General features: G+C 75.0%; 19 protein-coding genes and 2 pseudogenes. 13 read left to right on the top strand and 8 right to left on the bottom strand.

What is annotated here, in order from left to right:
- A pseudogene (locus AOK09_RS00335) lies at positions 1 to 535 on the top strand (hypothetical protein); the annotation flags it as partial.
- A gap of 156 nt (positions 536 to 691) precedes the next feature.
- Here the strand turns inward: AOK09_RS00335 and disA are convergent.
- Both disA and radA read right to left on the bottom strand, forming a co-directional pair.
- Entirely contained in the window at positions 692 to 1,750 is a 1,059-nt protein-coding gene (disA, locus tag AOK09_RS00330; RefSeq protein ID WP_079062605.1) for a DNA integrity scanning diadenylate cyclase DisA, read from the bottom strand.
- Between the two features lie 173 nt (positions 1,751 to 1,923).
- Positions 1,924 to 3,480, bottom strand: coding sequence for a DNA repair protein RadA (radA, locus tag AOK09_RS00325; RefSeq protein ID WP_079062603.1), 1,557 nt, complete (start codon positions 3,478 to 3,480; stop codon positions 1,924 to 1,926).
- Positions 3,481 to 3,635: 155 nt separating this feature from the next.
- On the opposite strand from radA, the gene AOK09_RS43340 reads away from it, so the two are divergent.
- Positions 3,636 to 5,525: a BACON domain-containing protein gene (locus AOK09_RS43340; RefSeq protein WP_055585034.1), complete on the top strand. Its 1,890-nt coding sequence runs from the start codon at positions 3,636 to 3,638 to the stop codon at positions 5,523 to 5,525.
- Positions 5,526 to 5,616: 91 nt separating this feature from the next.
- On the opposite strand, the gene AOK09_RS00315 is transcribed toward AOK09_RS43340, so the two are convergent.
- Together AOK09_RS00315 and AOK09_RS00310 are read right to left on the bottom strand one after the other, a co-directional pair.
- Positions 5,617 to 6,135 (bottom strand): DUF402 domain-containing protein, encoded by a 519-nt coding sequence (locus tag AOK09_RS00315; RefSeq protein ID WP_245687050.1) that lies wholly within the window; start codon positions 6,133 to 6,135, stop codon positions 5,617 to 5,619.
- Positions 6,136 to 6,257: 122 nt separating this feature from the next.
- Positions 6,258 to 7,136 (bottom strand): hypothetical protein, encoded by an 879-nt coding sequence (locus tag AOK09_RS00310; RefSeq protein WP_175609244.1) that lies wholly within the window; start codon positions 7,134 to 7,136, stop codon positions 6,258 to 6,260.
- A 148-nt stretch (positions 7,137 to 7,284) separates the two neighbouring features.
- Between AOK09_RS00310 and AOK09_RS00305 the strand changes: the two genes are divergently transcribed.
- The 7 genes from AOK09_RS00305 to AOK09_RS00275 all read left to right on the top strand — a co-directional run bounded on the left by AOK09_RS00305 (position 7,285) and on the right by AOK09_RS00275 (position 16,988).
- Positions 7,285 to 8,238, top strand: coding sequence for a Ppx/GppA phosphatase family protein (locus tag AOK09_RS00305; RefSeq protein ID WP_055585033.1), 954 nt, complete (start codon positions 7,285 to 7,287; stop codon positions 8,236 to 8,238).
- Positions 8,239 to 8,956: 718 nt separating this feature from the next.
- On the top strand, positions 8,957 to 9,739 hold the full coding sequence (locus tag AOK09_RS00300) for a sugar phosphate isomerase/epimerase family protein (RefSeq protein WP_055585037.1): 783 nt from the start codon (positions 8,957 to 8,959) through the stop codon (positions 9,737 to 9,739).
- Between the two features lie 68 nt (positions 9,740 to 9,807).
- Positions 9,808 to 10,578, top strand: coding sequence for a class I SAM-dependent methyltransferase (locus AOK09_RS00295; RefSeq protein ID WP_055585032.1), 771 nt, complete (start codon positions 9,808 to 9,810; stop codon positions 10,576 to 10,578).
- Positions 10,575 to 11,189, top strand: coding sequence for a TetR/AcrR family transcriptional regulator (locus AOK09_RS00290; RefSeq protein WP_055585031.1), 615 nt, complete (start codon positions 10,575 to 10,577; stop codon positions 11,187 to 11,189). Before AOK09_RS00295 ends, AOK09_RS00290 begins: the two co-directional genes overlap by 4 nt.
- A 166-nt stretch (positions 11,190 to 11,355) precedes the next feature.
- Positions 11,356 to 13,215 carry a dihydroxy-acid dehydratase gene (ilvD, locus tag AOK09_RS00285; RefSeq protein WP_055585030.1) on the top strand — a complete coding sequence of 620 codons (1,860 nt, stop codon included), beginning with the start codon at positions 11,356 to 11,358 and terminating at the stop codon, positions 13,213 to 13,215.
- A gap of 37 nt (positions 13,216 to 13,252) precedes the next feature.
- Positions 13,253 to 13,714 (top strand): hypothetical protein, encoded by a 462-nt coding sequence (locus AOK09_RS00280; RefSeq protein ID WP_055585029.1) that lies wholly within the window; start codon positions 13,253 to 13,255, stop codon positions 13,712 to 13,714.
- Between the two features lie 145 nt (positions 13,715 to 13,859).
- Positions 13,860 to 16,988 (top strand): ATP-binding protein, encoded by a 3,129-nt coding sequence (locus tag AOK09_RS00275; RefSeq protein WP_055585028.1) that lies wholly within the window; start codon positions 13,860 to 13,862, stop codon positions 16,986 to 16,988.
- Here AOK09_RS00275 and AOK09_RS00270 read toward each other — a convergent pair.
- On the bottom strand, positions 16,969 to 17,760 hold the full coding sequence (locus AOK09_RS00270) for an ABC transporter permease (protein WP_055585027.1): 792 nt from the start codon (positions 17,758 to 17,760) through the stop codon (positions 16,969 to 16,971). The two genes, AOK09_RS00275 and AOK09_RS00270, sit on opposite strands and share 20 nt — an antisense overlap.
- A complete protein-coding gene (locus tag AOK09_RS00265) occupies positions 17,757 to 18,725 on the bottom strand; it encodes an ATP-binding cassette domain-containing protein (RefSeq protein WP_055585026.1) in 969 nt (322 codons plus the stop codon). The genes AOK09_RS00270 and AOK09_RS00265 overlap by 4 nt, the downstream gene beginning before the upstream one ends.
- 208 nt (positions 18,726 to 18,933) lie before the next feature.
- Here AOK09_RS00265 and AOK09_RS00260 point away from each other — a divergent pair, with 208 nt between their 5' ends.
- Positions 18,934 to 19,623 carry a hypothetical protein gene (locus AOK09_RS00260; protein ID WP_055585025.1) on the top strand — a complete coding sequence of 230 codons (690 nt, stop codon included), beginning with the start codon at positions 18,934 to 18,936 and terminating at the stop codon, positions 19,621 to 19,623.
- A gap of 172 nt (positions 19,624 to 19,795) precedes the next feature.
- On the opposite strand, the gene AOK09_RS00255 is transcribed toward AOK09_RS00260, so the two are convergent.
- Complete coding sequence (locus AOK09_RS00255; RefSeq protein WP_055585024.1) at positions 19,796 to 20,233, bottom strand: hypothetical protein; 438 nt, start codon at positions 20,231 to 20,233, stop codon at positions 19,796 to 19,798.
- A gap of 183 nt (positions 20,234 to 20,416) precedes the next feature.
- On the opposite strand from AOK09_RS00255, the gene AOK09_RS00250 reads away from it, so the two are divergent.
- The 3 genes from AOK09_RS00250 (at position 20,417) to AOK09_RS00240 (ending at position 22,557) form a co-directional block, all read left to right on the top strand.
- Positions 20,417 to 21,181, top strand: coding sequence for an ABC transporter ATP-binding protein (locus AOK09_RS00250; protein WP_055585023.1), 765 nt, complete (start codon positions 20,417 to 20,419; stop codon positions 21,179 to 21,181).
- Entirely contained in the window at positions 21,178 to 21,915 is a 738-nt protein-coding gene (locus AOK09_RS00245) for an ABC transporter permease (protein WP_055585022.1), read from the top strand. Before AOK09_RS00250 ends, AOK09_RS00245 begins: the two co-directional genes overlap by 4 nt.
- Before the next feature lie 81 nt (positions 21,916 to 21,996).
- Complete coding sequence (locus tag AOK09_RS00240; protein WP_055585021.1) at positions 21,997 to 22,557, top strand: GNAT family N-acetyltransferase; 561 nt, start codon at positions 21,997 to 21,999, stop codon at positions 22,555 to 22,557.
- 43 nt (positions 22,558 to 22,600) lie between these two features.
- Here AOK09_RS00240 and AOK09_RS00235 read toward each other — a convergent pair.
- Positions 22,601 to 23,174: pseudogene (locus AOK09_RS00235) on the bottom strand (poly(3-hydroxybutyrate) depolymerase); the annotation flags it as partial.

Genomic DNA, 23,174 nt, shown 5'->3' with positions numbered 1-23,174 from the left:
CGGCGGATCCGCGCGCGGCGGCACGTCGGGCGGCTCGGCCGCCGGAGGCGGGGCCGGCGGCGGGGCCGGCGGCGGAGGGACGGGCGGCGGCACCGTGGCGGTGAACACCCCGGCGGTGCGTGCGCTGCCGATCTGCCCCACCTCCAAGCTCTCCCTGGAGCTCGCCAGCGCGCAGAACGCCTACCAGCCCAAGGAGCGCCCGCGTTTCGAGCTGACCGTGCGCAACTCCGGCGGTGCCTGCCGGGCCGACCTGGGCCGGCTGGCCTCGGTGGTCACCGTCAGCGCCGCCAGCGACGGCCGGGTGTGGTCCTCGGGCGACTGTCCCACCGACCGCACCGCCAAGTGGGTCGGCATCGCCGCCGGCAGCTCCGTCACCGAGACCTTCGTCTGGGACCGCAGCCGCTCCACCCAGCAGTGCGTCAGCCCCGCCCCGGGCGGCAGTGCGGGCGACGGCGTCTATCTGGTGCAGGCGGACCTCAGCGGGGTCTCCGGCAGCCCGGTCACCGCCCGGGCGTCCTTCCGCCTGGAGAGCTGAGGCCCCGGATCGCACCGGTCCGACGAAGCCCGGGGCACCGGCCCCGGGCACAACGGCCTCCCGGCGTACCGAAGCCCGCACGGCCGGGACTTGCCCGGCCGAATCCCGGGACGGTCAGCGGCCCGGGCCGCCGAAGCCCGGGAAGAGCCGCCGCTCTCAGACGTAGCGCTCCAGGATCGACGACTCGGCGAGGCGGGAGAGGCCCTCACGGACGGACCGGGCGCGGGCCTCGCCCACGCCGTCGACCGTCTGCAGGTCGTCGACGCTGGCGGCCAGCAGCTTCTGCAGCCCGCCGAAGTGCTCCACCAGCCGCTCGATGACGGTGTTGGGCAGCCGGGGCACCTTGGCCAGCAGCCGGTAGCCGCGCGGTGAGACGGCGGAGTCCAGCGCCTCGGGAGTACCGGGGTGGCCGAGCGCCTTGGCGACCGCCTGGACGTCCAGCAGCTCGGTCTGGCTGAGCATGTCCAGCTCGGCCAGCACGTCGTTGACGGTGCGGCCCCGCTTGGCGGCCCGCTCCGGGAAGTAGTCGCGGGCCACCAGCTCGCGCTCCGGCTCCACCCCGGCGATCAGCTCGTCCAGCTGGAGGGAGAGCAGCCGGCCGTCGGTGCCGAGCTCGACCACGTACCCGGCGATCTCGGCGGCGATGCGGCGGACCATCTCCAGCCGCTGGGCGACGGCCGTGACGTCGCGGACGGTGACCAGGTCCTCGATCTCCAGCGCGGAGAGGGTGCCGGCCACCTCGTCCAGCCGCAGCTTGTAGCGCTCCAGGGTGGCCAGCGCCTGGTTGGCGCGGGAGAGGATCGCCGCGGAGTCCTCCAGGACCCGGCGCTGGCCGTTGACATAGAGCGCGATCAGCCGCATGGAGTGGCTGACCGACACCACGGGATAGCCGGTCTGCTTGTTGACCCGCTCCGCGGTGCGGTGCCGGGTGCCGGTCTCGTCGGTGGGGATGGAGGAGTCGGGCACCAGATGGACGCCCGCCCGAACGATCTTGGTGATGTCCTTGTCCAGCACCACCGCGCCGTCGAGCTTGCACAGCTCCCGCAGCCGGGTGGCGGAGAACTCCACGTCCAGGACGAAGCCGCCGGTGCACAGCGGCTCGACCGTCTTGTCGAAGCCCAGCACGATCAGGCCGCCGGTGTTGCCGCGCAGCACCCGCTCCAGGCCGTCCCGCAGGGCGGTGCCGGGGGCGACTGCGCTGAGGGAGGCACGCACAAGGGCCTCCTCGCGGGGGGACTTCTCCGCCCGGTCGTTGGATGCCACTGGACTCCCTCGGTCGGCCGGCGGTGCGGTCTGCCGACGTTCTGCCATGGTGCGATCAGGGCAAAGTTTACCGTCGGGCGGCGGGTGAGGGTGGCGGGTCGGGACAGGGGCGGGTCAAGAGAGGTTCAGAAGGGCTCGGGCACCGCCTCCGGCTCGATCGGATCCCAGCCGTCCTCCCCGCTCCAACCGCCGGAAACACCCCCCTGACCGGCGCCCGGTGCCGGAATGTCAGCGGCGGCGCGGGACCGCGGCCTGCGCGCCGGGCGCTCGCCCTCGGCCTGCGGGCGCTCGCCGCCGGAGCGGCGGCGGCCCGGGATCGCCTTCAGCGCCTCCCCGATGTCCGCCACCTCCACGACCGTCATCCCCGGGGGCACCTTGCCGGGGTCGGGCGGCACCAGGGCATGGGTGAACCCCAGACGGTGGGCCTCGGCCAGCCTGCGCTGCACACCGTTGACCCGGCGGACCTCGCCGGCCAGCCCCACCTCGCCGATGGCCACCAGATTGCTGGGCAGCGGGGTGTTGGCGGCCGAACTGGCCACCGACAGGGCGATGGCCAGGTCCGCGGCCGGCTCGGTGAGCCGCACCCCGCCCACGGTGGCGGTGTAGATGTCCTGCTTGCCCAGCCGTACGCCGCCGTGCCGCTCCACCACCGCGAGCACCATGGCGATCCGGGGCGAGTCCAGCCCCGAGGTGGTGCGGCGCGGCGAGGGGATCTGGGAGTCCACCATCAGCGCCTGCACCTCGGCGACCAGCGGGCGCCGGCCTTCCAGGGTGACGGTGAGACAGGTGCCGGGCACCGGCTGGGCACGGCGGGTGAGGAACAGCCCTGACGGGTCGGGCAGCCCGACGATGCCCTCGTCGTGCAGCTCGAAGCAGCCCACCTCGTCGGTGGCGCCGTAGCGGTTCTTGATCCCCCGGATGAGGCGCAGCCGGGCGTGCCGGTCGCCCTCGAAGTGCAGCACCACGTCGACCAGGTGCTCCAGCAGCCGAGGGCCGGCGATGGAGCCGTCCTTGGTGACATGGCCGACCAGCAGGGTGGCCATGCCGCGGTCCTTGGAGGCCCGGATCAGGGCGCCCGCGACCTCCCGGACCTGCGCCATGCCGCCGGGGGCGCCGTCCAGCTCCGCGGAGGCGATGGTCTGCACCGAGTCCAGCACCAGCAGCGAGGGGCCGACCTGGTCGATGTGGCCGAGCACCGCGCCGAGGTCGGTCTCTGCCGCGAGGTAGAGATGGTCGGAGAGGGCACCGATGCGGTCGGCGCGCAGCCGTACCTGCCCGGCCGACTCCTCCCCGGTGACGTAGAGCGTGCGGTGCCGGTCGGAGGAGGCCTTGGCGGCGACGTCCAGCAGCAGGGTGGACTTGCCGACGCCGGGCTCGCCGGCCAGCAGCACCACGGCGCCCGGCACCAGGCCGCCGCCCAGCACCCGGTCCAGCTCCTCCACCCCGGTGGGGCGGGCCGTGGCGACCTGCCCGTCCACCTGGGCGATAGGACGGGCGGGGGAACTGACCGGACCGGCCGCGGTGGTGCGCACGGGCACCGCGCCGTACTCCTCCACGGTGCCCCAGGCGTTGCACTCGGGGCAGCGGCCCACCCACTTGGGGAGCTGGTTGCCGCACTCGGTGCAGCGGTAGGCGGGGCGTGCCTTCGCGGAGGACTTGCCGGAGGAGGTTCGGGCTGCCATGCGGTGAACCGTACAAGGAGGGTCCGACAACGCCTCGCGCGGTGGCCGCCGGGGCCGCTCCGCCGTCACCCGGGACGGTGGCCCTGTTACCCGAAAGAGGTATCCGGACCCCGACCCGCCGGAAGGCCCGTGCCGCTTCGCCTAGCGTCGGCAGGATGACGACCAGTGCCGATATCCAGGAGCCACCGGCGGCCGGATATGCGTCGTGCGGGACCGAGCGGCCCGAGGACGCGTGCGCGCGGCAGGTGGACGGACTCTTCACCTACTGCCTCTCCGTGCTGTGCGATCACGACGCCGCGCTGGCCGCCGTGCGGTCGGTGCGCGAGATGGCGGTACGGCACCACGACCGCCTGCGCGACCCGGCGCTGCTCCGGGCCTGGCTCTACTCGCTGGCCCGTTACGCCTGCCTGCTGCGGCTGGCGGACGGCGCGGCCGACTCGCCCGGCCCGGCCCGGGGCGGCCCGGCGGGCCTTCCGGAGCCCTCGGCCGCACAGCGGCAGGAGCGGCACGCCCGGCTCGCCGCGCTCGCCTGGCCGGAGGCGGCGGGCGCCACCCCGCAGCAGCGCGAGGCGCTGGAGCTGGCGGTGCGTCACGGCCTGCGGCCGGGCGAGGTCGCGGCGGTGCTCGGCCTGCGGCCGGAGGAGGCCGCGGCGCTGCTCACCCAGGCCGGCTGCGAGGTGGAGCGCACCCGGACGGCGCTGCGGGTGCTGGCCGCAGCGGACTGCCCCGAGCTGTCCCGGCTGGGCGGCGGCAGGCCCGGCTCCGAGGGCGGCACCCTGCTGGTCCCGGCGCTCCGCCGTGAGCTGGTGCAGCATGTGGACGACTGCCCGACCTGCCGGGGCACGGCGGAGCGCGCCGTCGCCGCCGATCCCTGGCCGGGCACCGAGGCGCTGCACGGCGACGGTCCGGGCGGCCGGGCCCTGCCGCTGGTGGCGGCACCGGCTGCCGCGCTGGCGGGGACGGCCGGGGCCGCGTTCCTGGCCGGGGTCATGGCGGGCCGCCGGGGGCGCCCGGGCCGCCCCGGCCGTTCCGGCGGCCGGCCGGGCGGCGCGCAGGGGCCCGCGCACGGGCGGGCGGCGCGCCCCGGCGAACCGGGCCCGCGGTTCGACCGGCAGGGCTTTCCCCGGCACCGGGCGGACTCCCCGGACCTGGCCGTGGTGCTGCGCAACCGGGCGGTGACCACCACGGTGCTGGCGGCGGTGCTCGCGGCGCCGGTGGCGGCGCTGTGGGCCGCGCACCGGGGCGGGGACGGCGCGGGCGGACCCGCGGCGGTCTCGGCGGTGCGGGTGGAGACTCCGGACGCCGCCCGGGGCGCCGGGGAGGGGGACGGCAGCGGCGGGCCGTCCGACGCGGCCGGGAGCAACCAGGCGCGTGTGCTGGGCGCCATGGTGAGCCGGGGCGAGGTGGTGCCGCCGGTCGCAGGCGAAACGTTGTCACCTGCGGTGCAGTCCGCTCCGGCGGTGGCCCTGCCGATCACCGTGACCGCTCCGCCGGCCGGGCGGGCGCCCGCCGTGGCGGCCGCGCCCACCGGGGCTGCGACGCCCGTCGAGGCCGGCCGGCTGGCGGTCACCGCCAGCGAGTACGGCAGCCGTACGGTGATCACCCTCACCGACTCCGGCGGTGAGCCGGTCTTCTGGCGGGCCGTCAGTGATGCGGCCTGGCTGCGGCTGAGCCGGGAGTCGGGGGTGCTCCAGCCGGGCCAGCGGATCACCGTCATCGTCACCGTGGACGCCGACCGGGCGCCGAGGGGGCGGTGGACCGCCCATATCGCGCTCCAGCCCTCGGACGCCGTGGTCACCCTGGAGGGCCATCGGCGCCGGCACGGGGGCGGCGACCCGCAGCCGACCGGGGACCAGTCGCCCTCCGACGGCCCGGGGGAGTCGACCGGCCATCCCGGGCAGACCTCGGCGCCGCCGTCGAGCGGCCCCGTGGAGCAGCCCGGCCCGTCCACCCCGCCGCCGTCCTCCGCCTCGCCCTCGCCGCAGCCGTCGGGCTCCGCGGCGCAGGAGCCCTCGGAGAGCGGCGAGGCCGACCCGCCCGGCTGACCAGGGCGACCGGGCCGCCCGGGGGCGGCGGCGGGGTCGGCCGGTGCTGGATCGGCCGGTGCGGGGTCGGCGGGTTCGCGGGGAAGGTCCGTCAGGGCGCCAGCAGGGCGGCGAAGCCGTCGCCGCTGTGCTTCTCCAGTTCTTCCAGGGCCGCCCTGGCCCGCGCCGCCGCCGCGGGGTCCCGCTGCTCGATGCCGCTGGCCAGGAACTCGTCCTCGTCCAGCCGCAGCGCGGCCGACCGGTCCGCGGGCAGCCACAGATCGAGATCGAGGTCCTGGACGACGAGGGTGCCGCCCACCACGCAGGCGGGGCGGGTCACATCGCAGTACCAGCCCTTGAGCGTGCCGTCCCCGGCGCGGACCTCCTTGACCGAGTACCAGCGGTCACGCCAGTAGTGCTCGGTGAAGACGTCGCCCCGCTCGAAGCGGACAAAGCCGAAGTCCCGGCTGGGCGGTCCGGCCCAGGGGGCCTCGACGGTGACCCGGGTGCCGTCGTCGCGGACCACCGTCGCGGGGTAGCGGACATCGGGCCGCGGGTGCTTGACGAGCCGCACCGTCACCTCGCTGCCCGGGGCCAGCGGGGCGGTGTCCTCCGTGCCGTGCATGGTCATGGTCCCTCCGATGGGCGTCGCTCGCAGCCGCCAGCCTCCAGTACGGCGGCGCCCCGCTGCCACCGCATTCCGGGCGGCGGGATGACGGGCGGCGGGGTGACGGGAGACGGGGAACGCCGCCGTTAGGGCCGCTCCGGGTCCGCCGGGTGCGGGGCGAGCCGCCGGTCGGACCGGGTGGCGATCCGCTGCTCGCACAGCCCCGCCAGTACCTCGTACCCGGCCGCGCCCATCAGCTCGGTGAGTTCGGGCCGGTAGCTGAGGTAGACCGGCTCGGAGCCGCCGTGGGCCTCCGGGCTGCCGGTGCACCACCAGTGCAGGTCATGGCCGCCGGGGCCCCAGCCGCGGCGGTCGTACTCGCCGATGGAGACCACCAGCACCCGGGTGTCGTCCGGGCGGTCCACCCACTCGTAGGTGCGTCTGATGGGCAGCTGCCAGCAGACGTCGGGCTTGGTCTCCAGCGGTTCGCGGCCCTCCTTGAGGGCGAGGGTGTGCAGCGCGCAGCCGGCGCCGCCGGGGAAGCCGGGCTGGTTGAGGAAGATGCAGGCGCCGTCGACCCGGCGGGTCTGCCGGTCGCCGTCCTCGTCGAGCTGGGTGATGCCGCCGTCCAGGACCACCGAGCCGTCGGGGCCGGTGCCCACGGCGTGGTGCTGCCAGGTCTCCGGGGTGAGCCGGGCGGCGTGGCCGGCGACCCGCTGCTCGTCGTCCTCGTCGGACCAGTGGGCGCCCAGGGTGCAGCAGCCGTCGGACTCGCCGCGGCCGGGCCGGATGCCGTGGCAGCCGCGGCCGAAGATGCAGGCCCAGCGGGAGGTGAGCCAGGTGAGGTCGCAGCGGAACACCTGGTCCTCGTCCGCCGGGTCGGGGAACTCGACCCACGCCCTCGGGAAGTCCAGGGGTACTTCGCGGCGGTGCGCGCCCGCCTTGCTGCTGTGCGCCTGGTCCGGCGCCTGGTCCGTCTCTGCTGCCACGGGCCCAGGGTATGCCCTGCGGTGAGTCCGAATCATCCGGATAAGAGGGTTTTGTCCCGCTTTATCGGCACGGATCCCGCAGGCGGCGCCGGGGAGCGCGTCCCCCGGGCCGTGCCCCGCGGCCCTCCCCGGGCTCGGTGGATGCCCCCCGACCTGCACAGCAGTACGGGTAGCGTGTTCCGCTATGCGACTCGGCGTACTCGACGTAGGTTCCAACACCGTCCACTTCCTCGTGGTGGACGCGCATCCGGGTGCCCGCCCGCTGCCCGCCTACTCCTACAAGGAGGAACTGCGGCTGGCCGAGCTGCTGGACGCCGACGGCTCCATCACCGAGAACGGGGTGGGACGCCTGGTCGGGGCGGTGGCGTCGGCGATGCGGGTCGCGGAGGACAAGGGCGTCGAGGACGTCCTGCCGTTCGCCACCTCCGCGGTCCGCGAGGCCGCCAACGGGGAGGCCGTCCTGGCGCGGGTGGAACAGGAGACCGGGGTGGCGCTGCGGGTGCTCTCCGGACAGGACGAGGCACGGCTGACCTTCCTGGCCGCCCGCCGCTGGTTCGGCTGGTCCTCGGGCCGGCTGCTGCTGCTGGACATCGGCGGCGGCTCCCTGGAGATAGCCTGCGGAGTGGACGAGCAGCCCGACGTCGCCATCTCGCTGCCGCTGGGCGCGGGCCGGCTCACCTCCGGACGGCTGCAGGGCGACCCGCCCGACGCCGAGGACATCCGGACCGTCCGGCGCCAGATCCGCACCGAGATCGCCAGGATCGTCGGTGACGTCTCCCGGCTCGGCCCCCCCGACCACACCGTCGCCACCTCCAAGACCTTCAAGCAGCTGGCCAGGATCACCGGCGCCGCCCGTACCGACGCCGGCCCCTATGTGCCGCGCCGCCTCACCAAGGAGTCGCTGGGGGAGTGGGTGCCCAGGCTCGCCGCCATGACGGCGGTGGAGCGGTCCAGGATCCCGGGGGTCTCGGAGGGCAGGGCCCGGCAGCTGCTGGCCGGGGCGCTGGTCGCCGACGCCTCGATGGACCTCTTCGGCCTGGACGAGGTCGCCATATGCCCCTGGGCGCTGCGTGAGGGCGTCATCCTGCGGCGGCTGGACATGATGACCGAGGCCGGCACCGGGTCGGGCGACGCTTGAAGGGACGGATCGCTGTGGCCGCCCGCGCCCCGGGTGCCGGGCTCGCAGCGGCAGCGCAGGCCCGGCCCGCGCCTGGAGGCCGGCGCGGGCACCCCGCCGCCGGCGGGTGAGGCGTGCGACGACTCGGCGGCGTACGCATGACCGGCCCCGTCCGCACGATCCATGGCGGGGCCTGCCCGCCGGCGGGCGGCGACCGGGCGCAGTCCCGTACGGGCACGCCGCCGCATACGCTGTCAGCGTGGCGGAGGAACTAGCGGACGAGGACATGACAGCCGACGCGGGCAGCACCGGCCACCGCGGCCCGCAGGCGCCCGGACCGGACGGCCGGCGCGCCGCAGGCCCCGCGCGGGCCGGCAGGCGCGCCGAGGGCCGGGCCGCGGCCCAGGCGGCGGGTGAGGCGGCCAAGCGGGTGGTGGCCCGCCGTGCCGCGGCCACCAGGGAGGCCGCGGGCGCGGCCCTGGAGGCCGCCCGGACCCGACGAGCGGCCGCCGCCCGGCAGCAGGACCCCGCCGCGGAACCGCCCACCGGCGCCGCCGGACGGACCCGGCGCCCAGCGACGGCGGCGGGCGAGGGCGCCGGGGTGGCCGGGCAGCTGCGGCGCGCGGCGGCGCGGGCACGGGTGCGCCGGGACGCGGATCGGCCGGGCGGCGACGGCGCGGGACCCTCGCCGTCCCGGGCGCCGGGAACGCCCGGTGGCGACGGGCGGCCGGCGGCCAGAGTGGCGCTGTCGACGGCGTCCGTGTACCCGGAGAACACCGCCACCGCCTTCGAGATCGCCGCCCGCCTCGGCTACGACGGCGTCGAGGTGATGGTGTGGACGGACCCGGTCAGCCAGGACGTGGAGGCGCTGCGCCGCCTCTCCGACCGGCACGGTGTGCCGATCCTCGCGGTCCACGCCCCCTGTCTGCTGATCACCCAGCGGGTCTGGTCCACCGACCCGTGGACCAAGCTGCAGCGGGCCCGCGCCGCCGCCGAGAAGCTGGGCGCCGACACCGTGGTGGTGCATCCGCCCTTCCGCTGGCAGCGGCAGTACGCCAGGGAGTTCGTGCAGGGCGTGTGGCGGATGGCCGGGGAGACCGACGTCCGCTTCGCGGTGGAGAACATGTACCCGTGGCGCTACCGCGACCGGGAGGTGCTGGCGTACGCACCGGCCTGGGACCCCACCGAGGAGGACTACCGGCACTTCACCGTGGACCTCTCCCACGCGGCCACCTCGCGCTCGGACGCGCTGGGGATGGTGGACCGGATGGGCGACCGGCTGGCCCATGTGCACCTCGCCGACGGCAGCGGCTCGGCCAAGGACGAGCACCTGATCCCCGGCCGGGGCAGCCAGCCCTGCGCCGAGCTGCTGGACCGGCTGGCCCGGTCCGGCTTCGACGGCCATGTCGTCCTGGAGGTCAACACCCGCCGGGCCGCCGGACCGGCCGAGCGCGCGGCGGATCTGGCGGAGGCACTGGCCTTCACCAGACTGCACCTCGGTTCGGCGGCCGGCGTCGGCTGACCGGCTGCCGCGGCGTGCCGCCGGGAACCGTCGCCGGGAACCATGCAGAGACAGGAAGGGGATCGCAGATGAGCACCACCGAGGGGCCGGACCTGGCATCGTCCTTCGACCGGGTGGCGGCGGAGTACGACGCGGCCCGCCCGTCCTACCCGGACGCGCTCTTCGACGCCGTCGAGGAGCTGTCCGGGATCGCCCTGGCGGGCGCCGAGGTGCTGGACGTCGGCGCGGGGACGGGCATCTCCAGCCGCGCCCTGGCGGCCCGGGGGGCCAGCGTCACCGCTGTCGAGCCGACGCCGGGCATGGCCGACCGGCTGCACGCCGTGAGCCCGGAGATCCGCCTGGTGCGCGGCGACGGCAACGCCCTGCCCTTCCGGGACTCCTGTGCCGACCTGGTCAGCTACGCCCAGTCGTTCCACTGGACCGACCACGCGCGTTCCGTCCCCGAGGCGATCCGGGTGCTGCGGCCCGGCGGCGCCCTGGCGCTGTGGTGGAACGTCAAGGACCGGGAGGTGCGCTGGGTCGCGGAGCAGTCCGCCAGGCTGCGGGCGGCCTGCCCGGCGTACCACGGCTACCGGCCGTTCGACGAGTCGCCGCGGGAGCTCTCCCGCTACGGCGTGCGGGTGGCCACCGCGACGCTGCGCTGGGAGCGCCGGACCCCGGTGGAGACGGCGCTGCTGGACCAGACCTCCCGCTCCTATGTGGCGGTACTGGACTCCGCGGACAGGGAGAGGCTGCTGGCCGCCGAGCGGGAGGCGCTGCTGGCGGAGTTCCCGGACGGCGTCACCGTGGAGCCGTACGTGCTGGAGCTCACCGTCGCCCTGCCCGAGGCGCGGCCGTGAATCCGCCGGAGGCGCCCGTCCGCCGCCGGGGCCGGCCCACCGGGTCGCGGGCCGGGGCTCCGGAGACCCGGGAGGCGATCCTGGCCGCCGCCCGTGCGGAGTTCGCCGCGCGGGGGTACGCCAAGGCGTCGATCCGGGGCATCGCCAGGGCGGCCGGGGTGGACCCGGCGCTGGTGCACCACCACTTCGGCACCAAGGAGAAGCTCTTCGGGGCGGCGCTGGAGTTCACCTTCGCCCCGGCGCTGGTGGTGCCCGACATCCTGGCGGGCGGACCGGAGGGGGTGGGGGAGCGGCTGGCCCGCAAGTTCCTCTCCACCTGGGAGGTGCCGGAGGTCCGGGAGCGGCTGATCGCGGTGATGCGGTCCGCGGTGACCGAGGAGGCGGCGGCGGCCATGCTCAGGGAGTTCGTCTCCCGGGAGCTGCTGCTGCGGGTCGCCGACCGGCTGGATGTGCCGCAGCCGCATCTGCGCGCCGAACTGGCGGCCTCCCACATGGTCGGCATGGCGGTGCTCCGTTATGTGCTCCAGGTCGAGCCGCTGGCCTCCGCCGACCCCGAGGAGCTGGTCGCCCTGGTGGCCCCCGCGCTGCAGGGCTATCTGACGGGGCGCTGACCTGGCGCCCGCGGCGGCACTCCGGACGCCGCCCCGGGGCTGAGAACGACATCCCGCATTCCGGACGAGCCGTCCGGATGGCGACCCCGGAGGCGTACCCTCGACACCCCAGCCGTAGAGCAGTACCGCCCGCGTCGCCGCCGCCGACGCGAAGGGAGTGGAACCCGTGCCCCAACTGAGGTCGCGCACCGTCACCCACGGCCGGAACATGGCCGGCGCCCGTGCCCTGATGCGGGCCTCGGGCGTGGCGAGCCAGGACATCGGCAAGCCGATCGTCGCGGTGGCCAACAGCTTCACCGAGTTCGTCCCCGGGCACACCCACCTGCAGCCCGTGGGGCGGATCGTCTCCGAGGCGATCAAGGCGGCGGGCGCCGTCCCCCGGGAGTTCAACACCATCGCGGTCGACGACGGCATCGCCATGGGCCACGGCGGCATGCTCTACTCCCTGCCCTCCCGGGACCTGATCGCGGACTCCGTGGAGTACATGGTCAACGCGCACTGTGCGGACGCCCTGATCTGCATCTCCAACTGCGACAAGATCACCCCGGGCATGCTGATGGCGGCGCTGCGCCTCGACATCCCGACGGTCTTCGTCTCCGGCGGCCCGATGGAGGCCGGCAAGGCCACGCTGGTCGACGGCACGGTGCGCAAGCTGGACCTGATCAACGCGATCGCGGACGCGGTCAACGAGTCGGTCTCGGACGAGGACATCCTCCGGATCGAGGAGAACGCCTGCCCGACCTGCGGTTCCTGCTCGGGCATGTTCACCGCCAACTCCATGAACTGCCTGACCGAGGCGATGGGCCTCTCACTGCCCGGCAACGGCTCGGTGCTGGCCACCCACACCGCGCGGCGGGCGCTGTACGAGAACGCCGGCCGCACCGTCGTGGAGATCACCCGGCGCTACTACGAGCAGGACGACCGGACCGTCCTGCCCCGCTCCATCGCCACCCGCGCCGCCTTCGACAACGCCATGGCGCTGGACATCGCCATGGGCGGCTCCACCAACACCATCCTCCACCTGCTGGCCGCCGCCCAGGAGGCCGAGCTGGACTACGGCCTGAGCGACATCGACGCGGTGTCGCGGCGGGTGCCCTGCCTGGCCAAGGTGGCCCCCAACGTCGCCCCCGGCGGCACCTACTACATGGAGGACGTCCACCGGGCCGGCGGCATCCCCGCCATCCTGGGCGAGCTCTACCGGGCGGGCCTGCTCAACGAGGACGTCCACACCATCCACAGCCCCACGCTCGACGAGTGGCTGAAGACCTGGGACGTGCGCGGCGGCTCGCCCTCCGCGGAGGCCGTGGAGCTGTGGCACGCGGCGCCCGGCTGTGTGCGCTCGGCGACCGCGTTCTCCCAGTCCGAGCGCTGGGAGACGCTGGACACCGACGCCGCGGGCGGCTGCATCCGCGACATCGAGCACGCCTACTCCAAGGACGGCGGCCTGGCCGTCCTCCGGGGCAACCTGGCGGTCGACGGCTGCGTGGTGAAGACCGCGGGCGTCGACGAGTCGATCCTGGTCTTCCAGGGCCCTGCGGTGGTCGTGGACTCCCAGGAGGCCGCAGTCGACGCCATCCTCACCAAGCGCATCAAGGAGGGCGACGTCGTCGTCATCCGCTACGAGGGCCCCAAGGGCGGTCCCGGCATGCAGGAGATGCTCTACCCGACCTCCTTCCTCAAGGGCCGGGGCCTGGGCAAGGCGTGTGCGCTGATCACCGACGGCCGGTTCTCCGGCGGCACCTCGGGCCTGTCCATCGGCCATGTCTCCCCCGAGGCGGCGTCCGGCGGCACCATCGCCCTGGTCGAGGACGGCGACCTGATCTCCATCGACATCCCGCGCCGCTCCATCCAGCTGGAGGTCTCGGAGGAGCAGCTGGCGGAGCGGCGGGCGCGTCTGGAGGCCGGCCCCGGCTACCGGCCGGCCGGCCGGGAGCGCACGGTCTCCGCGGCGCTGCGGGCGTACGCGGCCATGGCGACCTCCGCCGACAAGGGCGCGGTGCGCGACCTGAGCAAGCTGGAGGGCTGACCCCCGGGGGCGGCGGGCGGCGGGGGACAATGGGCCCGTGACCGACCGCAGCGCCGCCGCCCCCGCACCCGAGCCCGTCCGGTTCTTCGGCACCACCTGGGTCGACCGGGGCGCCGCCTACCGGCTGCGCCGGGTCGCCTTCACCGTGGGGGCGCTGCTCGCCCTGGTGGTGGGGGCGGTGCTGATGTGGCTGGCGGTCACCGCGCTGGGCGACTCCCAGGGGCTGGTCGGCGCGCTGCTGGTGGTCGCCGTCCTCGGCTGCTCGGTGATGGCCGGGCTGCGCACCTGGCGCACCCTGGTGGTCGGCCGCAGCGGACTGACCGGCTGGATGGCCGACGACCGGGCGCTGACGCCGATCATGGCGGTCGGCTTCGTCGGCACCCTCGCCGCGTACGCCGTCCGCAGCCTGGTCGAGGCCCCCGGTGAGGGTCTCGCCAGGAGCCGCCACCAGGCGGCCCTCGACCGCCGCCGCACCTCCGGGCGCCGCCGCGGCCGCTGACCCCGCCGCACCGGATGGGCCGGCGGCCCTCACCGACCGGCGAGGGCGGGCGCCGCGACCGCCGCTGCCCCGTCAGGGTTCGCCCCCGCAGCGGCAGTTCCCGCGGCCGCCGCCTTGCCCGGGCTGCCTTGACTAGTCTGCACGGGTGACCATCGACCTGACCCTGCTGCCGCGTGTCGCCTATCGCGGTCAGGAGATCACCGCGCCCCGGCTCCGCGGACTCCTGGCACTGCTCGCGGGCGACCTGCGCACGGGCTGCAGCACCGAGCGGCTGGTGGCGGGCCTGTGGCCGGACGAGTTGCCGGAGCGGCCGGGGAAGGCCGTACAGGTCCTGGTCTCCAGGGCGCGGGCCCAGCTGGGCGCCGAGGTACTCGCCAGCACGCCGACCGGCTACCGGCTGACCCTCGCCGAGGACCAGGTCGACAGCTCCGCCCTGCTGCTGCACGCTGCCGCCTGCGCGGACCGGGCCAGGGCCGGGGACCACGCGGGCTCGCTGGCCGCGGCCGAGGCCGGGCTCGCCCTGTGGGAGGGCACTCCCGAGGAGACCGGTGGCACCGACGACCCGGTGGCCGCGCTGCGCGCCGAGCGCGCCCCCGTCCGCGGCAGGCTCCTGCGCGCGCAGGCGCTGGCGCTCGCCCGCCTCGGCCGGCACGCGGAGGCGGCCGGGCCGCTCGCCGCGGTCGCCGCCGCCCATCCGCGCGACGAGGAGGTGCTCGCCGAGCTGCTGCGCGGCGAGGCGGCGACGGCGGGTCCGTCCGCAGCGCTGATGCGGTACGAGGCCTACCGCCGTGAGCTGCGCGAGGAGCTCGGCACGGACCCGGGCGCCGGGCTCAGGGCCGTACAGCAGGAGCTGCTGCGCGGTGAGTCTCCGGTGGTCAGGCACGGCGTGCCGCACGAGCCGAACCCGCTCCTCGGCCGGGACGGGGACATCGCGGCGGTGGAGCGGCTGCTCCGGGACTCCCGTGCCGTCACCGTCGTCGGTCCCGGCGGCCTCGGCAAGACCCGGCTCGCGCACGCCGTCAGCCGCCGGGCCGAACAACGGGTGGTGCACTTCGTGCCGCTGGCCGGCGTCACCGCGGACGAGGACGTGGCCGCCGAGGTGGCCTCCGCACTCGGCGCGGGCGAGGGGCGCACCGGCGCCATGGGCGGCCACACCCCGGCCGACCCGGTGGCCGGCATTCTCGGGGCGCTCGGCTCCGGGCCGGCGCTGCTGGTGCTGGACAACTGCGAGCAGATCGTCGGCGGCGCCGCCGACCTGGTGCGCGCCCTGGTCTCGTCCTCCAGGGACCTGCGGGTGCTCCTCACCAGCCGGGCGCCCCTCGGCCTGACCTCGGAGGCGGTGTACGCGCTGCCCGAACTCGGTCTCGCCACCTCCGTCGAGCTGTTCACCCAGCGGGCCCGGGCCGCCCGGCCCAGCGTGGAGCTGCCGGCGGACGCGGTGGCCGAGCTCTGCCGCCACCTCGACGGGCTTCCGCTCGCCGTGGAGCTGGCCGCGGCGCGGGTGCGGGTCCTCTCGGTGACGGAGATCGCCCGCCGCCTCGGCGACCGGTTCGCGCTGCTGCGCGGCGGGGCGCGGGGTGTGCCGGAGCGTCACCGCACGCTGCACGCGGTCGTGGAGTGGAGCTGGAACCTGCTCGACGAGGACGCCAGGGCGGCGCTGCGCACCCTGTCGGTCTTCCCCGGCGGTTTCTCGGGCGAGGCGGCGGAGCACGTCCTCGGCGAGGACGCGCTGTTCCTCCTCGAGCAGCTGGCGGGTCAGTCGCTGCTCACGGTCGCCGACACCCCGGTCGGCGTACGGTTCCGGATGCTGGAGACCGTACGGGAGTTCAGCGCGGCCCGGCGTGCGGAGGCGGGCGAGGACGAGGCGGCCGTCGGCCGGCTCCTGGCCTGGGCCAGGGAGTTCGGGGTGGCGTACCACGACGCGGTCTTCGGCCCGGAGCCGCTGGCCGCCTGGGTGCGGATCAAGGCCGAGCAGGACAACCTGGTGCCGGCCCTGCGGCACGCCCTGGCCGGCGCGGACGGCCCCACCGTCGCCGCCCTCACCGCCGTCCTGGCCACCCTGTGGTCCAACGACTCCAACTACCCCCGTCTCGCCGCCCTGGCCGCCGACACCGGCCCGCTGCTGTCGCACTACCACCCCGAGCCCGCCGATGTGGAGGTCGCCCGCGCCGCCGCGGTGCTGTGCACGGCGGCCCTGCTCATGGGCTCCAGCCCGCGCGCCGTGCGCCAGCTCGTCACCCTGCGGCGGCTGCCCCCGGCGCCGCCGGACACGCTGCTGCGGGCCACCGCGGTGGTGCTGAGCGCGGTGCCCGAGATGCTGCCGCCCGGCTACGAGGTGCTGCGGGACCTCTGCGACAGCGGGCAGCCGCTGGTCGCCGGCGTCGCCGAGAGCATCGCCACCTATGTCTGGGAGCTGGAGCACGACACCGACCGCGCGCTCGCCTCGGCCCGCCGGATGCTCGCCGCACTGGCTCCGGCGGACAATCCTTCGGTGCAGCTCATGGGACATTCCCGGCTGAGCGAGCTGTATCTGCGGACGGGGCGGGGCCAGGAGGCGTACGACCACCTCAAGGCGGTGCTCGGGGTGCTGCCCCGGCTCAACGACGGGCGGGACTACATCTTCGTCCGCTCCTCCCTCGTCCTCGCCTGCCTGCAGCGCGGCGACCCCGACGAGGCCGAGTACTGGCTGCGGCAGGCGGAGCAGGACAACTCCCCGCTGGAGGACGACTTCTACCGGTCCGACCTGGGTGCGCGCGCCGAGATCGCGCTCGCCCGGGGACTGACCGAGGTCGGGCTCGGGCTGTGGCGCAGCGCCGTGGAGCGGCTGTCCGTCGCGGGCGCGGCGCAGGGCGGGGACCTCTGGAACAACCCCTGGGCGCTGCAGATACAGTCGGCGGCCGTCACGGCGCATGCGCACGCCGGCCGGCTGGAGCTGGTCGCCGAGGCGGCCGACCGGCTGCGGCAGCGGCTGCGCACCCTGCTCTCCGGCCCCTACCGTTCGCCCGGGGAGCTCCCTGTGTACGGGATGGTGCTGCACGCCCTCGGCATGGCGGGTCTCGCCGCCGGTGACGGCGGCGCCGTACGGATGATCGCGCTGGCCGAACGGCTGGGGGTGGGACGGGAGTTCCAGCCGACGATGTCGGCGGACCGGGCGCGGAGGGCGGCCGAGGACGCCGACGGGGCGGCGTACGCCGACGCGGTGTCGGAGTACGCCGCCCTGCAGCGGGAGGAGCTGCGGGAGGCAGCTCGCTCGCTCACTTCGGGTCGCGGTTGAAGGACGCGGTCGACCAGCGGTAGCCGAGCGCGGTCAGGCCGACGCACCAGAGGATCGCGATCCACCAGTTGTCGCCGATCGCGCTGCCGAGCAGCAGGCCCCGGAGGGTCTCGATGGCGGGGGTGAAGGGCTGGTACTCGGCGATCGGCTGGAACCAGCCCGGCATGGTGCCGGCCGGGATGAAGGCGCTGGAGATGAGCGGGAGGAGGATCAGCGGCTGCGCGCTGTTGCCGGCCGCCTCCGCGCTGGGGCTGGCCATCCCCATGCCGACCGCGATCCAGGTGAGCGCCAGCGAGAAGAGCACGAGCAGGCCGAACGCCGCCAGCCACTCCAGGACGGTGGCGCCGGTGGACCGGAAGCCGATGGCCACCGCGACGGCGCCGACGACGACCACACTGGCGACGCACTGCAGCACACTGCCGACGACATGCCCGATGAGCACCGAACCGCGGTGGATCGCCATCGTGCGGAAGCGGGCGATGATGCCCTCGGACATGTCGGTGGCGACGGAGACCGCGGCCCCGATCACGGTGCCGCCGATGGTCATCATCAGGATGCCCGGGACGATGTAGGCGACGTACTCGGAGCGGTCGGCGCTGCCGCCGCCGATGCCCGCGCTCATCACGTCTCCGAAGATGTAGACGAAGAGCAGCAGCAGCATGATCGGCGTGAGCAGCAGGTTCAGGGTGAGGGACGGATAGCGCCGGGCGTGCAGCAGGTTGCGGCGCAGCATGGTGGACGAGTCGCGGACGGCGAGGGAGAGGGTGCTCATCGGACGGTCTCCTTGGTCTGGTCGGGGAGGTTGGTGCCGCCGGTCAGGGCGAAGAACACGTCGTCGAGGTCGGGGGTGTGCACGGTCAGCTCGTCCGCCTCGACGCCGGCCGAGTCCAGCCAGTCGAGGATGGAGCGCAGCTCCCGCTGGCTGCCGCCGCTGGGGATCTGCAGCGACAGCGCCTCGTCGTCCGCGGTGGCCTCGCGCAGCGTGGCGGCGGCGGCCTGGTAGGCGGCCGGGTCGGTGAACCGCAGCCGGACGTGCCCGCCCGGGACGAGCCGCTTCAGCTCCTCGGCGCTGCCCTCGGCGGCGATCCTCCCGTTGCTCAGCACCGCGATGCGGTCGGCGAGTTCGTCGGCCTCCTCCAGGTACTGGGTGGTGAGGAAGACGGTGACGCCACCGGAGACCAGTTCCCGGATGATCCCCCACATGGTGTGGCGGCTGCGGGGGTCGAGCCCGGTGGTCGGCTCGTCGAGGAAGATGATCCGGGGGGCGCCGACCAGCGTCATGGCGATGTCCAGGCGGCGCTTCATGCCGCCGGAGTAGGTGGAAACGGGCTTGGACGCAGCCTCCACCAGGTCGAAACGCTCCAGCAGCTCGGCGGCGGTACGGCGTCCCTCGCTGCGGGAGAGGTGGTGCAGGTCGGCCATGAGGAGCATGTTCTCCTCGCCGGTGATCAGTCCGTCGACGGCGGAGAACTGCCCGGTGACGCCGATCGAGGCGCGTACGGCCTGCGGTTCGGAGGCCAGGTCGTGACCGCCGACGCGCAGCTCGCCGGCGTCGGCGGTGACGAGGGTGGAGAGGATCTTGACCGCGGTGGTCTTGCCGGCGCCGTTCGGGCCGAGCAGGGCGAAGATACTGCCGGCCGGCACGGCCAGGTCGATGCCGTCCAGGACGGTCCTGTCCCCGTAGGCCTTGCGAAGCCCCTTGGCCTCGATGGCGAGTGAGTGCGATGTCGTCGTCATGCCGAGGAGACTGCGGCAGGGCGCATTCAGCGCGGTTTCACGAGGGTTTCAGTGCCCTGGAACCCCGGGCGGCGCAGGCCGTACCGCACTCTTCTCCGTGCCGCCGGCAGCGGTTGCTCCGGACCGCGGCGGGGCCGGACGGGGCGGGGAACCGGTGCAGCGGACGGAGCGTCAGAGCGGCACCGGACCGAACGAGGGGGAAGCTGCCGTGACCGTCGCCAGGAAGCCCGTCGCCGCACTGATCACCGCCACCACCGCTCTCCTGCTGACCGCGGGCTGTGCCTCGGACGGCACCCGGGTGGTGAGGCCCCAGGACCCTGCCCCGTCCACCCTGTCCACCCTGTCGGCCCCGGTCGGCGCCGAACCGCCGGCCGCGTCCGCAGCCAGGCCCTGCCCGCCGCCGGAGCGGTGGCGGGGTCCCCGGGACGCGCCGACGACGATCGACGGCACCCCCGCGAACACACCTGAGGCGGAGGAGCTCTCCCAGGCCGTCGGCCGGCAGGGGAGGGGGGCGTTCGCCGAGGTCTACGGCAGCCTCGTGGTCGACTTCCCGGTCGGACGGGTGGCGCTCTGCGTCACCGACCTGGCCCGTGGCCGCGAGCTCGCCAAGGCGGCGGCACAGGCGGACCCCAAGGCCGACGTGACCCGGCTCGACCTCTACCTCGCCCGCTACTCGGAGCGCAGGCTGACCGCCGCCGCGAAGCGGCTCGAACCGTACCTCGGGCGGAGGGTCCTCGGGTTCCCCCTCCGCGGCGTCGGGCCGGCGCCGGACGCGTCGGGCATCGAGGTGATGACGGACGCGGCAGGCACTGACTCCGCCGCACTGAAGGCGCGCCTCCAGCAGCTCTCCGGCGGGATCCCGGTCCGAACGGAGGAGGGGAACCCGGTGGCGGCATAGGGCCTGGCCGACCATGCGCGCCGGTAAGGCGCGCGGCGTCCGGTGCGAAGCGCCCTCCTCGCCGAAGGCGGGCGAGGAGGGCGCTTCGCAAGGCGGAGGATCGACCTCGTACCGGGCGCACCCGGTCGATTCCGAAGTCCGCGCCGGGTATCGGACGGCCCGCCGCAGGCACTCAGGACTGGCGGCGGGAGCCCGCGACCGAGCCGACGACCCCGATGACCACGGCCAGCAGGCCGGCCCGCCAGATGCCGTCCCAGACGGAGGAGAAGATGCTCTCGGTGGAGAGCACGGTGCGGGCGACCACATCCAGGACCAGCAGCAGGCCGGCCGGGGCGAGGGCGACCTTCCAGGGGTGCCGGGCCGCCCAGCGGCGCAGGCGGTGGTCACCGGTGCCGCCGCGGCCCAGGACCGCGCCGACCCCGCCGACCAGGAAGAAGAGGAACAGGGCGAGGCTGACCGGTCCGGCAAGGATGCTCAGCGACCAGTCGCCGGTGACCACGTCGATGCCGAGGGCGGCGGCGCCGCCCAGGGTGCCGACGGCCGCAGCGGTGCGCCAGGGCCCGAGGGTCGCCGAGGCGACGGCGAGCTGGCGGGTCTCACTCGGTGTCATGTCTCCGTGTGCCATGTGTCCTACGGTGCGCGCGCGGCCGTCCGGGGCGCCATAGGGGGTATCCCTGATTCTTCCCGTACAGGACCCCTGGGGCCCTTGGGCCCTTGGCGCGGGGCTCCCTGGCGCAGGACCCTTTGGCGCGGGGCCCTTGACGTCCGGGGCCCGCTCCATGATATTCATCGCATGGTGAATAACCAGATCGCGATACGGGCCGACGGCCTGACCGTCGTACGCGGCGGGCGCACGGTCCTGGACGGCCTCGGCTTCACCGTCGCCCGCTCCACCGTCACCGGGCTGCTCGGGCCCTCCGGCTCCGGCAAGTCCACACTGCTGCGCGCCCTGGTCGGGGTGCAGGGCGGCATCAGCGGCACCGTCGAGGTGCTGGGACTGCCGGCCGGCCATCCCCGACTGCGGCGCCGGGTCGGCTATGTCACCCAGGCGCCGTCCGTCTACGCCGACCTCTCGGTGCGGCAGAACCTGGAGTACTACGCCGCCGTCCTCGCCCCCGGCGGCGGCCGGGCAGGACGGCGGGCCCGCGCCGACACCGTCGAACGCACCCTGGCCGAGGTCGATCTGGGCTCCCACGCCCAGGTGGCCGCAGGCCGGCTCTCCGGCGGTCAGCTCAGCCGGGTCTCCCTCGCCGTGGCGCTGCTGGGCAGCGGCACCGGGGAGCGCCCGGAACTGCTGGTGCTGGACGAGCCCACGGTCGGCCTGGACCCGGTGCTCCGCCGCGACCTCTGGGCGCTCTTCCACCGGCTGGCCGCCGACGGCACCACCGTCCTGGTCTCCAGCCACGTCATGGACGAGGCCGAACGCTGTGAGCGGCTGCTGCTGCTCCGCGACGGCCGGCTGCTCGCCGAGGACTCCCCCCGCGAGCTCTGCGAACGCACAGGCGCCGGCACCGTCGAGGACGCCTTTCTGCGACTGGTCGAGGAGGCCCGTCCATGACCCCCGCCCGCATCGTCGCCACCGCCCGCCGGGTGCTGCTCCAGCTGCGGCACGACCCACGCACCGTCGCTCTGCTGCTGGTGGTGCCCTGTGTGCTGCTGGCGCTGCTCTCCTGGGTCTTCGACGACTCGCCGCAGACCTTCGACCGGATCGGGGCGCCGCTGCTCGGCGTCTTCCCGTTCACGGTGATGTTCCTGGTCACCTCGGTCGCCACCCTGCGCGAACGCTCCTCCGGCACCCTGGAGCGGCTGCTCTCCATGCCGATGGGCAGGCTGGACCTGCTGCTGGGCTACGCGCTGGCCTTCGGCGGCCTGGCGGTGGTGCAGGCCGGCGTCGCCACCGCACTCGCCGTCGGACTGCTCGACCTGGACGTCGCCGGCTCGGTGTGGGCGCTGCTGCTGGTCGCCGTGCTCAACGCCGTCCTGGGCACCGCGATCGGCCTCTTCACCAGTGCCTTCGCCCGGACCGAGTTCCAGGCCGTGCAGTTCCTGCCGGCGGTGATCCTGCCGCAGTTCCTGCTCTGCGGGCTCTTTGTGCCCCGTGGGCAGATGCAGCCCGTGCTCGGCGCGGTCTCCGACGTGCTGCCGCTCTCCTACGCGGTGGACGCCATGGGTGAGGTGACCGCCCACACCGGGCTGACCGGCGACTTCGTCCGCGATGTGGCGGTCATCGCCGGGTGCGTGGTCGCCGCGCTCGCCCTGGGGGCCGCGACGCTGCGCCGCCGTACGCCCTGACGGGCCGCCGCGGCGCGATGCCCCCGGGCCCTGCGTGAGACGATCCTCCCGCCGTGCACGCGGGTCGACCTGGAGGTGGCGATGTACGCGGTGTCCCTGGGTGACGACGGTGCGCAGCTGCGCCCGCTGGAGCCCTGGCAGGCCGAGGAGTTCCTGGTCCACATGGACCGGGGACGGGACTTCGTCGGACGGTATGTCGCACTGCCGGACGCCGTCACCGACCTGGCGTCGAGCCGCTCCTTCCTGCAGGCGTACGCGGAGCGGGCTGCGGCGGACACCGGGCGGATCCACGGCATCTGGTCCGGCGGTGACCTGGTCGGCGGAGTGCTCTTCCGGACCATGGACGTGGAGCGGGGAACCGCCGAGGCGGGCTGCTGGCTGGAGCCGTCCGCGGTGGGCAGGGGCCTGGTGACCCGGGCGGCACGCGTGATCATCGACTGGGCGGTCGAGGAGCGGGGCATCCACCGGGTGGAGTGGCAGGTCTCGGCGTCGAACGGGCCCAGCATCGCGGTGGCCCGGCGGCTCGGCATGACCAGGGAGGGCGTGCTGCGGGAGAGCTACCCGTACCGGGGGGAGCGCCATGACATGGAGGTCTGGTCGGTGCTCGCCCCCGAGTGGCGGGCGGCCCGTGGGGCGGCCTGAGGCCTCCGGAACGGCGTCCCGGAGGCCTCCCGCGCGGGCCGGGCTACCGGTAGTCCACCGTCAGGGTGGCGGTGGCGCCGTGCTGCAGGAACGCATAGGCCGCGGAGCTCTGGGCCTGCGCGAAGCCCAGTCGCACCTGGGTGGTGCCGGTGCGGTCGACGGCGGCCAGGCCGGCGGCGGAGAAGCCGGTGGAGGTCTGTGTGCCCGAGGAGAACGCCCCGATCTCCGCCGCGCCGGCGGCGGTCGCGGCGGCGGACCAGTCGGCGCCCTCCACCGAGCAGGACGAGCCGAAGCACCCGCTGCGCACGTCCACCAGCAGCCTGTTCCCCGGGGCGGGGTTGCTCCAGGGACTGCCGGCGCCGCTGCCGTAGGCGACGGTCAGCCGGGCGCCGGTGACGGTGGCGCCGTCGGGGAGGGCGGAGGTGTCGAAGGAGAGCAGGGTGCGGTTGTACAGCCCGTCGGTGCCCCGGCCGACCGCCAGGCCGAGGACGCTCTCCAGGGTGCCGACGGAGGCGCCGCCGCCGTCGGCCGCGGCCTTGACGTAGCCGTCGTGGGAGTCGTCGTTCGCCACGGTCAGTGAACCGCCGCCACCGGGCTCCGTCGGGGTGGGCGTGGGC

This window comes from Peterkaempfera griseoplana (genome assembly GCF_001418575.1).
GTDB classification, from domain to species: Bacteria; Actinomycetota; Actinomycetes; order Streptomycetales; family Streptomycetaceae; genus Peterkaempfera; species Peterkaempfera griseoplana.
This window is presented reverse-complemented; position numbering and strand designations above follow the sequence as displayed.

What these genes read in the sequence shown, in the direction of transcription:
- AOK09_RS00245 (WP_055585022.1), top strand. Translation starts at nt 21,178, where the DNA reads ATGACCCCCGCCCGCATCGTCGCCACCGCCCGCCGGGTGCTGCTCCAG.
- AOK09_RS00250 (WP_055585023.1), top strand. Translation starts at nt 20,417, where the DNA reads ATGGTGAATAACCAGATCGCGATACGGGCCGACGGCCTGACCGTCGTA.
- AOK09_RS00310 (WP_175609244.1), bottom strand. Translation starts at nt 7,136, where the DNA reads ATGATTCGGACTCACCGCAGGGCATACCCTGGGCCCGTGGCAGCAGAG.
- AOK09_RS00265 (WP_055585026.1), bottom strand. Translation starts at nt 18,725, where the DNA reads ATGACGACGACATCGCACTCACTCGCCATCGAGGCCAAGGGGCTTCGC.
- AOK09_RS00315 (WP_245687050.1), bottom strand. Translation starts at nt 6,135, where the DNA reads ATGACCATGCACGGCACGGAGGACACCGCCCCGCTGGCCCCGGGCAGC.
- AOK09_RS00240 (WP_055585021.1), top strand. Translation starts at nt 21,997, where the DNA reads ATGTACGCGGTGTCCCTGGGTGACGACGGTGCGCAGCTGCGCCCGCTG.
- AOK09_RS00295 (WP_055585032.1), top strand. Translation starts at nt 9,808, where the DNA reads ATGAGCACCACCGAGGGGCCGGACCTGGCATCGTCCTTCGACCGGGTG.
- AOK09_RS00305 (WP_055585033.1), top strand. Translation starts at nt 7,285, where the DNA reads ATGCGACTCGGCGTACTCGACGTAGGTTCCAACACCGTCCACTTCCTC.
- AOK09_RS00255 (WP_055585024.1), bottom strand. Translation starts at nt 20,233, where the DNA reads ATGACACCGAGTGAGACCCGCCAGCTCGCCGTCGCCTCGGCGACCCTC.
- AOK09_RS00270 (WP_055585027.1), bottom strand. Translation starts at nt 17,760, where the DNA reads ATGAGCACCCTCTCCCTCGCCGTCCGCGACTCGTCCACCATGCTGCGC.
- AOK09_RS43340 (WP_055585034.1), top strand. Translation starts at nt 3,636, where the DNA reads ATGACGACCAGTGCCGATATCCAGGAGCCACCGGCGGCCGGATATGCG.
- radA (WP_079062603.1), bottom strand. Translation starts at nt 3,480, where the DNA reads ATGGCAGCCCGAACCTCCTCCGGCAAGTCCTCCGCGAAGGCACGCCCC.